Below are 14,836 nucleotides of genomic sequence, written 5' to 3'. Positions count from 1 at the left end.
AGCCCGCCGCGCCCCTGGCCGAGCCCTTCCGCGCCGCCGACGGTGCCCTGCTGCCCCGCCGCATCTGGCCGGCCGCCGGCGGCCCGCCCCGCGCCATCCTGCTGGCCCTGCACGGCTTCAACGAGCATTCCGGCAACTTCCTGCTCGACAGCGTCGGCACCCTGACCGCGGCGGGGGTAGAGGTGCAGGCCTACGACCAGCGCGGCTTCGGCCAGGCGCCGGCGCGCGGCTACTGGCCCGGCACCGACATCATGGTGGCGGACGCCACCGCGGCCCTGCACGCGCTGCGCGCCGCCAACCCGGGCGTGCCTGTCTACCTGATGGGGGAGAGCATGGGCGCCGCCGTCGCCGTCCTCGCCGCCACGGCCGATCCGCCGCCGCCGCTGGATGGGCTGGTGCTGCTGGCGCCGGCCTTCTGGTCCCGCGCCGCCATCGGGCCGGTGGGGGTGGGGCTGTTCTGGACCCTGGCGCACAGCCTGCCGGCCCTGGCCTTCCCCGCCGCCGCCGGCGGCATCTCCGCCAGCGACAATATCGAGGCCCTGCGCCGCAACGGCCGCGACCCACTGGTCATCAAGCTGACGCGCATCGACGCCGCCTGGGGCCTGCTGGACGCGATGGACCGCGCCAGCGCCGCCCTGCCACGCTGCTGCGCCATGCCCACCCTGATCCTGCAAGGCGAGAAGGACGAAGTGGTCCCGCCCGGCATCACCCGCGCCAGCCTGGCCCGCATGCCCCCCGGCCCCCGCCTGGCCCGCTACCCCCAGGGCTACCACCTGCTGCTGCGGGACTCCGTGCGTGGCACCGTGACGACCGACCTTCTGGCCTGGATGAGCAACCCCCGCGCCGCCCTGCCATCCGGCGCCGACCAGCTCGGGGCTGCCTGGCTGGGTGCCCCGGCCCGGCCACCGGGGTAGGGCTTGGAGGTGGGAAAGGCCGGGGAAGGAATTCCCCGGGCCCCTTCTTTTCTTTTTTCGAGTTTGAGGGCGGGCCTTTGGGCGGGTGCGCTTGAGACACGGCTGGGTGCGCCGGAGGTCCTGGACCTCCGGCGACTGACGGTTCAGCCCTTGTGGCCCATTTTATATATCATCAAGCAGCGCCCGCTCTCAGTCCTGAAGCGCTTCGCCAAACTCGCAGAAGAGAAGAAGGGGTCCGGGGAATTCTTTCCCCGGCTTTTCCGCCCTACCAGACCCCGTCACAACCGAGGGCGGCGATGGGGATGCGCGCCTCGCCTTCCGCCCCATCTGCCGGAAGGGAAGGCCGGAAACTCTCCCGAGCTTTTCTTCTTCCTCGCTTTGGCTCACTGACCGGCGGGACGGATGATGGAGCGCACAATGCGGCATGGTGAGACACGGCCCGGCAGGCGGCACGTGCTGGGTGGTGGCCTGGCGGGCCTGGCGCTGCTGGTTGGCCCGGAGGCCCGCGCGGCGGCGTTGCCCGGGCGCGTGCCGTTCGCCCTGGCCCGGGCGGAGGAATGGTCGCTGACGGCCCGCAACGGCCGCCGCTACCGCGTCCTGCTCTCCTGGCCGCCGGGCGAGGTGCCGGAGGCCGGCTGGCCCGTGCTCTACGCGCTGGATGGCAACGCGATGTTCGAGGTGCTGACCGGCGCCTGCCGCTTCCTGCCGGATGCGTCGCAGGGGGTGATCGTGGCCATCGACTTCCCGCTGGACGATACGGAGGAAGCGCGGCGGGACTTCGAATACACCCTGCCGGTGCCCGAGGGCTTCAGCGAGGTGCGCGGCCGCCATGGCGGGGCCGATGCCCTGCTGGCGGTGATCGAGCATGAGCTGCGGCCGCTGGTGGAGGCTGCCTTCCGGATCGACCCCGCCCGGCGGGCGCTGTTCGGCCACTCCTATGGCGGGCTGTTCGCCCTGCACGCGCTGTTCACCCGTACGCAGAGCTTCTCCACCTACCTGGCCGCCAGCCCCTCCATCTGGTGGGGCGGTGGCGTGCTGCTGCGGGAAGCCGAGTCCTTCGCCGCCCACCCCGCCCCACATGGCGCCCCGCCCCGGCTGCTGATGACCTTCGGCTCGCTGGAAGGACGGCTGCGGCCGGATGGAACCGTCGTGCCGCCGGGCGGCCAGCGCCGCATCATGGGTGACAACGTGCGGGAACTGGCCGAGCGGCTGCACGCCCTGCCGGGCCGCTTCGGCGCGCTGGAGGTGCAGGAATTCGTCGGCGAGAACCATGGCAGCGTCCGCGCCGCGGCGGCCGGGCGGGCGGTGCCCTTCGCGTTCCTGGCCTGAAGACAGGGGGGAAGGCCGGGGAAGGAATTCCCCGGAGCCCCTTCTTTTCTTTTTTCGAGTTTTTCGGGCGGGGCTGTTGGGCGGGTGGTTCCGGAGACGGCTGGGTGCGCCGGAGGTTCTGAACCTCCGGCGACTGACGGTTCGCCCCTTGTGGCCCATGATTAAAATCTTCAAGCAGCGTCCGCTCTCAGTCCTGCAGCGCCACGCCAAACTCGCAGAAAAAAGAAGGGGCCGGGGAATTCCTTCCCCGGCCTCGCCTGAACCCAACCACCGGCCCCAGCCCCAGCCCCAGCCCCAGGGCGAGGCCGGGCGAAGGCAGGGCGGGGCTGCCTTGCACCGCCTCTGGTTGAGCAATGGGGCGCGAAGGTCTATCCCGGCGCCGACAATGCCACCCGGCTTCGGAAGGTGACTCCGCCCATGACCGATCTCGTGAAAATCCGTCGCGCCCTGATCTCGGTGTACGACAAGACCGGCCTGGTCGATTTCGCCCGCTTCCTGGCCGGCACCGGTGCCGAAATCCTCTCCACCGGCGGCAGCGCCAAGCTGTTGCGGGACAGCGGCATCGCCGTTACCGAAGTGTCCGACCACACCGGCTTCCCCGAGATCCTGGACGGCCGGGTGAAGACCCTGGTGCCGCAGATCCATGGTGGCCTGCTCGGCCGCCGGGACGACCCGAAGCACGTGGCGCAGATGGAGGAGCACAAGATCGCGCCGATCGACCTGCTTGTCTCCAACCTCTACCCGTTCGAGGCGACGGTCGCGAAGGGCGCCTCCTACGAGGAGACAGTGGAGGAGATCGATATCGGCGGCCCCGCGCTGACCCGCGCCGCCGCCAAGAACCACGCAGACGTCGCCGTAGTGACGGATGCCGGCCAGCTGGCCGAGCTGCGTGCCGAGATCGAGGCGACCGGCGGCACCAGCCTGGCGACCCGCAAGCGCCTGGCGGCGGCGGCCTTCGCCCGCACCGCTTCCTACGACACCGCCATTTCCGCCTGGTTCGCCCAGAAGCTGCAGCAGGACTTCCCGCCGCGCCTGGCCATCGCCGGCGTGCTGAAGCAGACGCTGCGCTATGGCGAGAACCCGCATCAGCAGGCCGCCTTCTACACCGATGGCACCCACCGCGCCGGCATCGCCACCGCCACCCAGGTGCAGGGCAAGGAGCTGTCCTTCAACAACCTGAACGACACCGACGCCGCCTTCGAATGCGTGGCGGAGTTCGAGGCGCCCTCCATCGTCATCGTCAAGCACGCCAACCCGTGCGGCGTGGCGACGGCCGAGGACCTCTCCGCCGCCTGGGACCTGGCGCTGCGCTGCGACCCGGTCTCCGCCTTCGGCGGCATCATCGCCGCCAACCGCCGGCTGGACGCCGCCGCCGCCGAGCGGATCTCGGCGATCTTCACCGAGGTGGTCATCGCCCCGGATGCGGATGAGGACGCCAAGGCGATCTTCGCCCGCAAGAAGAACCTGCGCCTGCTGCTGACCGGCGGCCTGCCGGATGCGGCCAGCCCCGGCCAGGTCATCCGCAGCGTCTCCGGCGGCTTCCTGGCCCAGTCGCGGGACGCCGGCCGCGTGGCCGAGTCGACGCTGAAGGTGGTGACCAAGCGCGCCCCCACGGCGCAGGAGATGCAGGACCTGCTGTTCGCCTTCCGCGTCTGCAAGCACGTGAAGTCCAACGCCATCGTCTACGCCAAGGGCGGCGCCACCGTCGGCATCGGCGCCGGGCAGATGAGCCGGGTGGACAGCGCCCGCATCGCCGCGTGGAAGAGCGCGGAGGCTGCCAAGGCCGCCGGGCTGGAAGCGCCGCTGGCCCATGGCTCCGTCGTCGCCTCCGACGCCTTCTTCCCCTTCGCGGACGGCCTGCAGGCCGCCGCGGCGGCCGGCGCCACGGCGGTCATCCAGCCGGGCGGCTCCATGCGCGACAACGAAGTGATCGCGGCGGCGGATGAAGCCGGGCTGGCGATGGTGATGACGGGGATGCGTCACTTCCGCCATTGAGGCCTGGCCGCTGGTGGTGAAGGCTGGGGGAAGGAATTCCCCCAGGCCCCCATCTTTTTTCTGCGAGTTTTCGGGTCTGGGTTGGGGCATTCCGTGGAATGTTGGCCTGAGATGGCTGGAAGCCGGGGATGGGCATCCGGGTCGAGGTTAGGCCCGACACCTCTGCTGTTCTGACGAGGCCCGGGGCCTCAGCGAACCCCCTCAGCCCTTCCAAATTTTTCAAAAAAATCTGCACCGTACCGATCCGGGCCACTGCACGAGGATGCGGCGCCCCACGCCGCTCCTTGGCTGGCCACGCACCTGGGCCCCACCCAGCCCTATGCCCCAGAGCGCCTCCCTCCACCCCACAAACCAAAAACGCGCAGAAAAAGATGGGGGTTCGGGGGAATTCCTTCCCCCGACCTTTACCCCTGAGATCATCCCCCTTGCGCCCCCGTCCCAAGGCGAGGATTCTCCCAGGCCTGGAACAAAGAGTGATCAATGTCTGAGAATGTGCTGCTGCTGGTCGGTCTCGGGGCGTTCCTCGTGGTGCTGCTGGTGGTCCTGGCCTTGCGGCGGCCTGCCCAGGGCGGCGGTGCCACCGAGGCTTTCGCCATGCTGGCCGGCAAGCTGGAATCCCTCGCCGCGACGCAGGAACGGCTGGCCGGCACGACGCTGGACCGCCTGGCGCAGCAGGACCGCGCCCTGGCCGAGCGATTGGAGGGCAGCGCCCGCCGGCTGGACGATGCGCTGGCGGCGCAGAACCAGCGCATGGCGCAGGACCGGCTGGAGACCGCCGACCGGCTCTCGGCGTCTGCCCAGGCGCTGAATGCGGCATTGCTGGCGCAGAACGAGCGGATGGCCGGTGCCACCCTCTCCCTCAGCGAGACGCTGACCCAGGCGCTGGCGGCGCAGAACGAGCGGTTGGGCGCGTCCTCCGAGATGATGGCCAAGGCGGTGTCGGCGCAGAATGAGCGCCTGGATGCCGCGCTGGCCGCGCAGAACGAGAAGCTGGCCCGCATCCTGGCCGATTCCGCCCAGAAGGCGCAGGAGACGGCCGGGCAGATCCATGAGCGCCTGGCGGTGATCGACGCCGCCCGGCAGAACATGGAAGCGCTGGGCAGCCAGGTGACCAATTTGGCCGGCATCCTCGGCAACAAGCAGTCGCGCGGCGCCTTCGGCGAGATGCAGTTGCGCCAGTTGATCGAGGACCGGCTGCCGGCCGATGGCTTCTCCTGGCAGCATGTCCTCTCCAACGGCACGCGCTGCGATTGCCTGATCAAGCTGCCGCACCCGCCCGGCCCGGTGGTGGTGGACAGCAAGTTCCCGCTGGAGGCCTGGCAGGCGCTGCGGGAGGCGGGCGAGGATGTCGGCGCCCGCACCATCGCCACCCGCCGCTTCTCCGCCGACATGAAAAAGCATGTGGACGACATCTCGCAGAAATACCTGATCGCGGGGGAGACGGCGGAAGCCGCCATCATGTTCGTGCCGTCCGAAGCCATCTTCGCGGAACTGCATACCGGCTTTGCCGGCGTGGTGGACGATGCACAGCGGCGCCGGGTCTACATCGCCTCGCCCACCACGCTGTGGGCCATGCTCTCCGCCATGCGGGCGCTGATGCAGGACGTGCGGATGCGCGCCCAGGCCGGCCGCATCCAGGAAGAGGTGGTGCGGCTGGTGGAGGATGTCAGCCGCCTGGACGGCCGGGTGAACAGCCTGAAGAAGCATTTCGACCAGGCGCAGAAGGACATCCGCGACATCGAGATCAGCACCGACAAGATCGTCCGCCGCGGCGGCCGCATCGAGTCGGTGGAGCTGGAGGAGGCCGCGCTGCCCGCCCCCCAGGAGCAGGCCCCGCAAGACCCCGCGCTGACCGGGGCCGGATGATCCACGCCACTGGTCCGCATCCGCCGCCACCCCGATGCGGATGGCGGCGGGGCCCGTCTGCCCGATCGTCCGCCCGCATCGGAATCGGCCTTTTCGCCCCCCGCCGCCCCATGCGACGACCCGTGCCGTGAACAGCGGAGATACGCCGATGCCCCATATCCTGGCCGTCGCGCGCAGTGCGGTGCATGGCTTCAGCAAGGCCGGTTGCGGCAGCATCACCCTGCTGGCCGGGCTGGGCGTGGAAGGCGATGCCCATGCCGGGGAGACGGTGAAGCACCGTTCCCGCGTGCGGGCCGACCCCACCCAGCCGAACCTGCGGCAAGTGCACCTGCTGCACCAGGAAATGCTGGACGAGCTGCGCGCCCAGGGCTTCGCCCTGCAGCCGGGCGACATTGGCGAGAACGTCACCACGAGCGGACTCGACCTGCTCGCCCTGCCCGAAGGCACCCAGCTGCGGCTGGGCGACAGCGCGGTCGTGCAAGTCACCGGCCTGCGCAACCCATGCACCCAGCTGGACAGCTTCCGCCCCGGCCTGATGCGCGCCCTGCTGGGGCGCGACGCCGCCGGGCAGGTGGTGCGGAAGGCCGGCATCATGGGCATCGTCCTGGCCGGCGGCACGATCCGCGCAGGGGACACCCTGCAAGCAATCCTGCCACCCCTGCCGCACCGGGCTTTGCAGAAGGTCTGACAGGGCGCATGCGGGTGGAAGAGAAGGCCGGGGAAAGAATTCCCCGGACCCCTTCTTTTTTTCTGCGAGTTTGGCGTCACGCTTCGGGACTGAGGGCGAACGCTGCTTGATGATATTTAAAATGGTCCGCCGGGGCTGAGCCCTCAGTCGCCGGAGGTCCTAGACCTCCGGCGCACCCAGCGGCTTTTTTCAGGCTCCACATCTCAACAGACGAGCCCGCAAAAACTCGAAAAAAGAAAAGAAGGGTTCCGGGGAATTCTTTCCCCGGCCTTCCCCGCCCTCCGCTCGCGTCACCAGGCCAAGGCCGCCTTGGCGCCCCCGGTCCCCACGTCCACGGTCCGTGGCCCAAAGGGCGCCGGTCCTCCTGCTGCCGCGCAGCCCGCGCGCGGCGGTGAACGCATGTCCCCCTTGTGCTGCACCGTCCGGCACCGAACATAGCGGGGTACGCGCCGCACGGCGTGACCCCGGGCGGACAACCGCGCGGGCTGCCAAGCAGGAGAAGACGATGCCAGTTGACGTGAAGTACACGACCTCCGCCACCGCGACCGGCGGCCGTGATGGCCGCGCCCGCACTCAGGATGGTTCGCTGGACGTGAAGCTGGCGCCGCCGAAGGAGATGGGCGGCAGCGGCGACGGCAATAACCCGGAGCAGCTCTTCGCCGCCGGGTATTCGGCCTGCTTCCTGGGCGCCATCAAGGCGGTGGCGAATGCCGACAAGTCTGGCCCCAAGGTGCCGCAGGACGCGACAGTAACGGCGACGGTGGGCATCGGCCCCCGTTCGGAAGGCGGCTTCGGCATCACCGCGGCGCTGGAGATCTCGCTGCCCGGCCTGGACAAGGCGTCGGCCGAGGCGCTGGTGCAGAAGGCGCACCAGGTGTGCCCCTACTCAAACGCCACGCGGAACAATGTCGATGTGAAGCTGACCGTCGTCTGACGGCCGGCTGGGAGGGGCATCCGCGCAGCGGGTGCCCTTCTCCGCTAGCCCCCCGCGCCGCCGCCGGAGGCGGATGCGGAAAGCGTGCCGTCAGCCGCATGGTGCAGCGTCGCGGACCCCGTACTGCTCAGGGCCTACCGTATCAGTTCGGTGTCTTCAGCCAGTCGGCGAACAGGCCCTCGGCCAGATCGCGCGGCGTTTGGCGGTTGAAGTCGGCCACCACTTCGGACATGCCGAATTCCGCCAGGCCGATGCAGTGCTCCGCGCCGCGCATGTACAGCGTCCGGCTCTGGATGCCTTCCAGCCCGCACAGCGCCAGCAGGTCGCACAGGCCGGAGCGCACGCCGGCGAAATAGCCGCATTCGGCGATGAAGGCCGGCAACTCCCGCAGGTCCAGGTTCAGTTCCGGCACGCCCGCATCCGGGAACAGGCTCTCCGCCTTGTGGTTGTTCACGGAGTTGGACACCACCAGGAAGCCCGCCTGGCGGAAGATCCGGATGGCTTCCTGCCAGAAGCTGCGGAAGTGGTTGAAGCGGCTGGGCGTCAGGTGGAACAGCGTGTTGGCCAGCGGCGAGAGGAACACCGTCCGCCCCCGCTTCAGCCCCAGCTCGGCGAAGCGCTGGCGCGCCGCAGTGTTCCAGGTGACCGAGGGATAGAGCGGCGGCCGCTTGATCTCCACCCGCGGCGGCAGCATCGCGGCGCCGGAGAGCATGACCTTCACGATCTTGTCCCAGAGGAAGTTCTGCTCCAGCTCCGGCTCGGTCAGGCGCGGGCGCTCGCGCGCCATGAACCAGGGGAACTCGTAGAACAGCGAGACATTGCCCGGCGCCAGCCGGTTCAGCGAAAGCGGCAGCGGTATGTCCTGGGTATTCGGGATCGCCTCGAAGGTCAGCCCGGGCACGGCGCCGAAGAAATCCCGCAGCATGGTGCGCTCTTCCCGGTGCAGCACATGCACCGGCCGGCCGGCGGCCAGGGAGAAGGTGGCCAGCGCCGCCATGTACAGCAGCGTATCCCCGACATTGCGGGAACTGACGATGGCGGTGATCGCCTCCCCATCCCCGCGCCGGAACGGCTCGCCATAGCAGCGGGTGATGTAGGCGCTGATGGCGGCGATGGTATCCAGCTCGCCCTTGCCCAGCAGCGCGGCGAGGTGCTGGCTGGACGCCTCGATATCCGCGAAGCCGGAAGCGTAGGCGGCCATCTGCTGCACCGTCGGGCGCAGTACCTGTTCCTGCTTCATGCCGCGCATGCCGTGCAGCAGCATGTGGCCGAACATGGCGGGCGAGGTCAGCGCCGAGACCGGCAGCCGGATGGTGGCGTCGTCGCGGCTGGCCAGGGAGTCGGAGAGCAGGTCGATGCCCCGGCGCAGGATGGGGTCGCCGACGCCGCTGGCCACCCGCAGCAACTCGGCCAGGGAACTGGCGATCAGGTCCGTACCCTGCCGGGCCAGGCTGTCGGAAAGGCTGGCGATCGCGGCCCCGCTCTGCCGCTCGGCCGGCGCCAGCATGGCCAGGGCGCCCTTCAGCGCGGCCAGCAGCAACTCCGGCGCCTCAGCCACCGCCAGGGCACGCAGGTAGCGCTCCATGGCGGGCGCCTGGCCTTCGGCGCCGCGCATCTGCAACAGCTCGGCGCCCTTCAGGACGAATTGCAGGCTCTTGAACCGGTCGCCGCGGCGCTGGAAGAAGGCTTCCCCCATCTCTGCCAGCGGCAGGCCCAGCCGGTCCTCACGGCTGGCCAGGCAATTATCCACCATGCGGTAGAGCAGCCCGCCGTCATGGGTCAGGATGGGCAGCGGCAGCAGCAACCGGACCTCCAGCCGCCCGGCCATGGCGAACAGCACATCCGTCTCGAAGCGCAGCAGCGCCAGCGGCAGGCTGGCCGGCGCGGGCAAAGGCTGCTGCTCGGCCATGGCGCGGCGCAGCAGGTAGCGGAGGCGGGCGGCCTCCGGCGTGAAGTAGCTGTCCCCGGCCTGCCGCGCGGCCTCGTCCAGGCCGATGTCGGTGGGCAGGCCGGGCAGCAGAGCGGCGGCCGAGGCCGGGTCGGCGGCCGCGGCGTGGCGCAGCTGCGCCTCACGCAGCAATTGCGCCTCGGCCTCGGCGCGGCGGGGCGCGTCGGCGGGCAGCAAGGTGGCGGCGCGCGCCATGTCCCCGGCCAAGTAGGCGTCCAGGACCGGCGGGAACACCACCGGGCCCCGTTCCGCCAGGGCAGGCGCCGGCTGCAACACGCCGGCGGGACCGGTGACAGCACGCCACGGCGCCGCCTCGGCCTCCAGCACGGATTCCAGCCAGGCTGGCTGTGGCTGGATGAACTTGGCGGCCAGGCTCCGCAGCATGGAAGGCTCCGTCTCAGTCTTGGTCTCCGCCTGCGGTTGCGGGGCGCTGCCTCCGCACTCGGCCAGCGCGCGCCTGACCTCGTTCAGTCCGGGCAGGATCTCCAGCACCGCGTGGTAATGGGCGGCGGCCGCGGCCTGGTCGCCCAGCGCCCGGGCCCGGCGCGCCAGCACCAGCCGGCCGGAGACCTCAGGGGTGAAGCTGGGCGGCAGCGCTGCCTGCAATGGCCCGACCGCCGCCTCCGCCTCCGCCTGCCCGGGCAGGCGGGAGAGGGAGGAGCGGTAGAGCGCCAGCGCCTCCGCCGGCCTGCCGGTCTGCTGGCACAGCAAAGCGAGGTCCAGCAGCAAGGCGGGGTCGGCCGGCTGCCGGGCCAGGGCACGATTATAGGCGGCCTCGGCGGCGGCTTCCTGCCCGGCGTGGCGCAAGGCCTGGCCCAGCTGCCGCTGCAGGCCGGGCAGATCCGGCTCCGCTGCCGCCAGTTCCTGGAGCAGCCGGACGGCATCGGCCCAGTCGCCCCGGTCTCCCGCCATCTCCGCCGCCTGCAGCAGCAGTTGCGTCTCCAGGCTCATGGCCGGGACAGGGCGTGGACCGTGGGGGTGGCCGGGCAGTGCATCAGGCCAGGGCCTCTTCCAGGATCAGCAGCCCCATGAAGAAGGAGGCCAGGATGGAGTCGTAGTCGTCGCTCACATAGCCGCTGAGCGACAGCCAGATCAGGCCATGGATGCCGCGGATCTTGCGGAAGTCGTTCGGGCGGAATTCCTTGAACGCGCCCTTCAGATGTGCCCAGCCGCCCGGGCGGATCTGGATGGTGACGTTGCGGTCCTGCATCTCCAGCACGAACTGGCGGCGGTTGAAATTGTCGTACTCGCCGGCCACCGAGTAATACAGCTTCGCCCAGTCGTAATTGGCATCGCCGAGGAACCAGCTGGAGCCGAACTTGCCGCGCGGGTCGATGAACCAGGGCTCGCCCGCGTCATCCAGCAGCATGTTGCTGAAGGTCGGGTCGCCATGGATGAAGTGGAAGCGGTTGGGCAGCACCGCCCGCGTCGCATCGCGGAACCAGTCCTGGTGCGCCGGGTGCAGGATGTTGCGGCAGGGCGTGCCGTTGACACGGAAGCTCTCCACCGTCTCCAGCTCCGGCAGCAGCCGGCGGATGTTCTCCAGCCGCTGCAGTGTCTTGGCGGCATAGACTTCCTGCCCCACGGCGTCGGAGGCCGGGCCGGATTCCAGCGCGTGCAGGCCTTCCAGCCGTTGCATGATCCGGTGCAGCGCGGCTTCCCGCCCGCGCATGCTTTCCGCGAACTCGAAGGGGTGGCGGCCGTGGATGCGGCTGATGGTCAGCGGATCGTCGCTGATCAGATCTGGCATGTTGCGGAAGCCGAGCTCGGCGGCATGGCGGTACCACGCGGCCTCTCCCTCCAGCAGCGGCTGGAACTCCGGCAGCTTCGCGCGCTTGATGACGCGGTCCGGCAACATTTCCACGCTGTTGAAGAAGCGCGCATGCCCGGCGGCGGACCACTGGTCCAGCAACGCATCGACGGTGCCGATCTCCTTCACCGCGTTGAACTCGGCGCTGGCGGTCGGCAGGCCGGAGCGGGAGAGCCAGTCGACGAACTCGCCGGCACGCGGCATCTCCAGCAGCATCTCCGCGCGCGGGAAGGCGAACAGGCCGATGATGCCGGTGGTGTCGGACCGCTTCTCGGCCAGCGAGCCGTCCGGCTGCACGGACCAGCGGCACGTGAAGGATTGGGTGGTGCCGACCACGACGTTCTCGCCGGCGGCGATCGCCGGCGGTTCGTCGAATTTCAGGTCGCACCACACCACCGTCACCGGCTCGGACGGATCGATCCTGGACACCGCTTCGGGAATGCCGGCGACATTGCCGCTGGTGCCCTCTACCTCCACGATCTCGAAGTCCACCTCAGGGCGGAAGACTTCCAGGAAGCGGGAGACGATGTCTTTTTTGTAATCCGAGATGATGAGGAAGCGGGCGCCGGGGAATGCATCGAAGGTATGGTAGATGAGCGGCTTGCCATCGACCGGAACCAGGCATTTCGGCTTGTTCCAGCTATATTGTTCGAGGCGTGTACCCTTGCCGCCGGCCTGTACGATGACATTCATGACCTGCGTCGGCACCGGCATCATGCCTCCTGAAGATGGCTTGGCCTCCTGGCTCTATCATAGGGCATAAGGGCTGTGAAGCAGCACCCCAACCCCAAGGCGGGCAGGCCGGAAGGCCCGCCGGCACACCGTCTCGTGAAGCCATGATGGGCCAGGCGGTCTCGCAGGGCGTATCGGCCGGCGCATTGTCATGCATATTTCACGCCAGTGCCGTGCGTTCCCCCGCCACGGGGTTGAAACCCCCCTGGCGATGGATACCTGATACTGTAACGCGGCCTTCCGGGCGCTCGCGATTCATCCCCCCGGTCCCTGGAACCCCGCGAGGCAGAGAACATGGCAAAAGATCCCTACGAGGCACTGGGCGTGGCCCGCGGCGCGACCGAGGCGGAAATCCGCAGCGCCTATCGCAAGCTGGCCAAGCGCTACCACCCCGACATGAACCCGGGCGACAAGGCGGCGGAAGAGCGCTTCAAGGAAGCCTCGGCCGCGCACACCCTGCTCTCGGACACCGAGAAGCGCGCGCGCTACGACCGCGGCGAGATCGACGCCAGCGGCCAGGAGCAGGGCTTCGGCGGTTTCGGCGGCGGCGGTGCCCGCTACGGCTCCTCCCCCTTCGGCGGGGGCGGCACGGCCGGCGGCCAGGGCTTTGGCAGCGGCGAGGATTTCTCGGACATCTTCTCCGAACTCTTCGGCCGTTCCCGCAGCAGCGGCGGGGGCGGCGCGACGCGCCCGATGCGCGGCCAGGACCAGAGCTACCGCCTGCGCGTGGACTTCCTGGACGCGGTGCGCGGCGCCACCCAGCGCCTGACCCTGCCCGATGGCCGCAGCCTGGAAGTGAAGGTGCCCGCCGGCATCGAGGACGGCCAGACCATGCGCCTGAAAGGCCAGGGCGGCCCCGGCATGAATGGTGGCCCGGCCGGCGACGCGCTGATCGAAATCCAGGTCGCGCCGCACAAACTGTTCCGGCGCGAAGGCCGCGACATCCACGTCGAAGTGCCGGTGACGCTGGCCGAGGCCGTGCTGGGCGGCAAGATCACCGTGCCCACCCCCAGCGGCGACGTGACGGTGAACGTGCCGAAGCATTCGGACAGCGGCACCCGCCTGCGGCTGCGCGGCAAAGGCGTGGCCGCACGCGGCAGCCATGCCGCCGGCGACCAGTACGTGACCCTGAAGCTGGTGGCCGGCACGGTGGACGCCGAGCTGGAAGCCGCCCTGCGCGAATGGGCCGATCGGCATGTGGCCTATGATCCCCGGCGCGATCTGGTGGACTGAGAGGAAGGCCGGGGAAAGAATTCCCCGGACCCCTTCTTTTTTCTGCGAGTTTGGGTGGGGCTTCAGTCGGAAAAGTCAGCCCGGATGTTGAGGCGGGCCTCTGTCGCACTCAAAGCCGCACGCCGTCTTAAAGAGACACGTTGCTGACTATAAAATCTGCGCGGGCTGAGCCCCCCTATCGCTAAGAGTGCTCGGCCTCAAGCTCAATCCTGGCGGTTCCTGAAGCCAACGACACCCGCTATCGAAACTCGAAAAAGGAAGATGGGACCCGGGGAATTCCTTCCCCGGCCTTGCTTCCCTTCCTCCCCGCGACAGCCCCGGAGAGACCGATGCCCCCCCGGGTGCGCCGTAGCGCCTCAGACGCGCAGCGTGCCCGCCTTCGCCGCCGTGTAGCGTTCCGCCACCTTCGCCCAGTCCACCACGTTCCACCACGCGGCCAGGTATTCCGGCCGGCGATTCTGGTACTTCAGGTAATAGGCGTGTTCCCACACGTCGTTGCCGAACAGCACCTTGGTGCCCTCCATCAGCGGCGTGTCCTGGTTGGGCCGGCTGGTCAATGCCAGCTTGCCGTCCCGCCCCACGGTGACGAACACCCAGCCGGAGCCAAAAACGCGGGCGCCGGCGCCGTTGAAGTCGGTCTTCAGCTTGTCCATCCCACCCAGGTCGCGGGTGATGGCCTCGGCCAGCTCGCCGCTGGGGTTGCCGCCCTTGCCGCCCATGATCTGCCAGAACATGGCGTGGTTAGCATGGCCGCCGGCATTGTTGCGCAGCGTCGTGCGCACGCTCTCCGGCGCCTGGGACAGCTTGGCCAGGATCTCCTCCAGCGGCATGGCGGCCAGCTGCGGGTGGTCCTTCAGCGCGGTGTTCAGGTTGTTGACGTAGGCGGCGTGGTGCTTGTCATGGTGCAGTTCCATCGTTGCCGCGTCGATATGCGGCTCGTTGGCATTGTTGGCGTAGGGCAGCGGCGGCAGCGTGAAGGGCCCGGTGGGGGCCGCCGGCGGTGCTGCGGCCGGGGCCTGGGCTCGGGCCGCACGCGGGGCGGCGAACAGCCCGCCCGCCAGCATCAGCGCGCCACCCGCCAGCGCACCGCGACGGCCGAGGGAGGAGGAGGTGAGGTCGATAGCCATGGCAAAGCGTCCCTTCGTTCTTGTCCGCGGCCCTGGCCCGCCGGCAGCCACGGAAACCCGCGGTGCCGGCCCTGTGCCAGGCCGTGTTCGCTGCCCCTGCGGCAGAGACCCATGATCCACGTAATGCAGCAGGGCCGGGATGGTTCGCGCCCGCCCGGCCAAGATGCAGGCGAAGGCCCGCCAAAGGCCGCTGGCCGCTGCCGCAGTCTGGACCTTGGCCTTGCTGGTAGCCAGCAATGATCACGCGTCGGCGGGATAAG

At 69.5% G+C, this 14,836-nt stretch carries 10 protein-coding genes; 7 read left to right on the top strand and 3 right to left on the bottom strand.

What is annotated here, in order from left to right:
- The 6 genes from IBL26_RS21080 to IBL26_RS21055 all read left to right on the top strand — a co-directional run.
- Positions 1 to 914, top strand: a 914-nt coding sequence (locus tag IBL26_RS21080) for an alpha/beta fold hydrolase (RefSeq protein WP_187786491.1), incomplete at its 5' end; no start/stop codon positions are given.
- Between the two features lie 402 nt (positions 915 to 1,316).
- Positions 1,317 to 2,243 carry an alpha/beta hydrolase gene (locus IBL26_RS21075; RefSeq protein ID WP_187786490.1) on the top strand — a complete coding sequence of 309 codons (927 nt, stop codon included), beginning with the start codon at positions 1,317 to 1,319 and terminating at the stop codon, positions 2,241 to 2,243.
- Positions 2,244 to 2,660: 417 nt separating this feature from the next.
- Entirely contained in the window at positions 2,661 to 4,238 is a 1,578-nt protein-coding gene (purH, locus tag IBL26_RS21070) for a bifunctional phosphoribosylaminoimidazolecarboxamide formyltransferase/IMP cyclohydrolase (protein WP_187786489.1), read from the top strand.
- Positions 4,239 to 4,718: 480 nt separating this feature from the next.
- On the top strand, positions 4,719 to 6,104 hold the full coding sequence (locus IBL26_RS21065) for a DNA recombination protein RmuC (RefSeq protein ID WP_187786488.1): 1,386 nt from the start codon (positions 4,719 to 4,721) through the stop codon (positions 6,102 to 6,104).
- 148 nt (positions 6,105 to 6,252) lie between these two features.
- Positions 6,253 to 6,792 (top strand): MOSC domain-containing protein, encoded by a 540-nt coding sequence (locus tag IBL26_RS21060; protein WP_187786487.1) that lies wholly within the window; start codon positions 6,253 to 6,255, stop codon positions 6,790 to 6,792.
- 505 nt (positions 6,793 to 7,297) lie between these two features.
- Positions 7,298 to 7,726 (top strand): organic hydroperoxide resistance protein, encoded by a 429-nt coding sequence (locus tag IBL26_RS21055; RefSeq protein WP_187786486.1) that lies wholly within the window; start codon positions 7,298 to 7,300, stop codon positions 7,724 to 7,726.
- A 142-nt stretch (positions 7,727 to 7,868) separates the two neighbouring features.
- On the opposite strand, the gene IBL26_RS21050 is transcribed toward IBL26_RS21055, so the two are convergent.
- The gene (locus IBL26_RS21050; protein WP_187786485.1) at positions 7,869 to 10,625 is read right to left on the bottom strand and encodes an ATP-binding protein; all 2,757 of its coding nucleotides are present in this window, start codon (positions 10,623 to 10,625) and stop codon (positions 7,869 to 7,871) included.
- A 43-nt stretch (positions 10,626 to 10,668) separates the two neighbouring features.
- Positions 10,669 to 12,192 carry an NTP transferase domain-containing protein gene (locus IBL26_RS21045; RefSeq protein WP_206684275.1) on the bottom strand — a complete coding sequence of 508 codons (1,524 nt, stop codon included), beginning with the start codon at positions 12,190 to 12,192 and terminating at the stop codon, positions 10,669 to 10,671.
- A 318-nt stretch (positions 12,193 to 12,510) separates the two neighbouring features.
- On the opposite strand from IBL26_RS21045, the gene IBL26_RS21040 reads away from it, so the two are divergent.
- Positions 12,511 to 13,449, top strand: coding sequence for a DnaJ C-terminal domain-containing protein (locus IBL26_RS21040; protein WP_187786483.1), 939 nt, complete (start codon positions 12,511 to 12,513; stop codon positions 13,447 to 13,449).
- A 356-nt stretch (positions 13,450 to 13,805) separates the two neighbouring features.
- Here the strand turns inward: IBL26_RS21040 and IBL26_RS21035 are convergent, their stop codons facing one another.
- Positions 13,806 to 14,576: a superoxide dismutase gene (locus tag IBL26_RS21035; protein ID WP_187786482.1), complete on the bottom strand. Its 771-nt coding sequence runs from the start codon at positions 14,574 to 14,576 to the stop codon at positions 13,806 to 13,808.
- Positions 14,577 to 14,836: the final 260 nt, after the last annotated feature.

This window comes from Teichococcus aerophilus, assembly GCF_014490485.1.
Classification (GTDB): domain Bacteria; phylum Pseudomonadota; class Alphaproteobacteria; order Acetobacterales; family Acetobacteraceae; genus Pseudoroseomonas; species Pseudoroseomonas aerophila.
The sequence above is the reverse complement of the archived record's forward strand: the minus strand, read 5'-3'. Positions and strand labels throughout refer to the sequence as shown.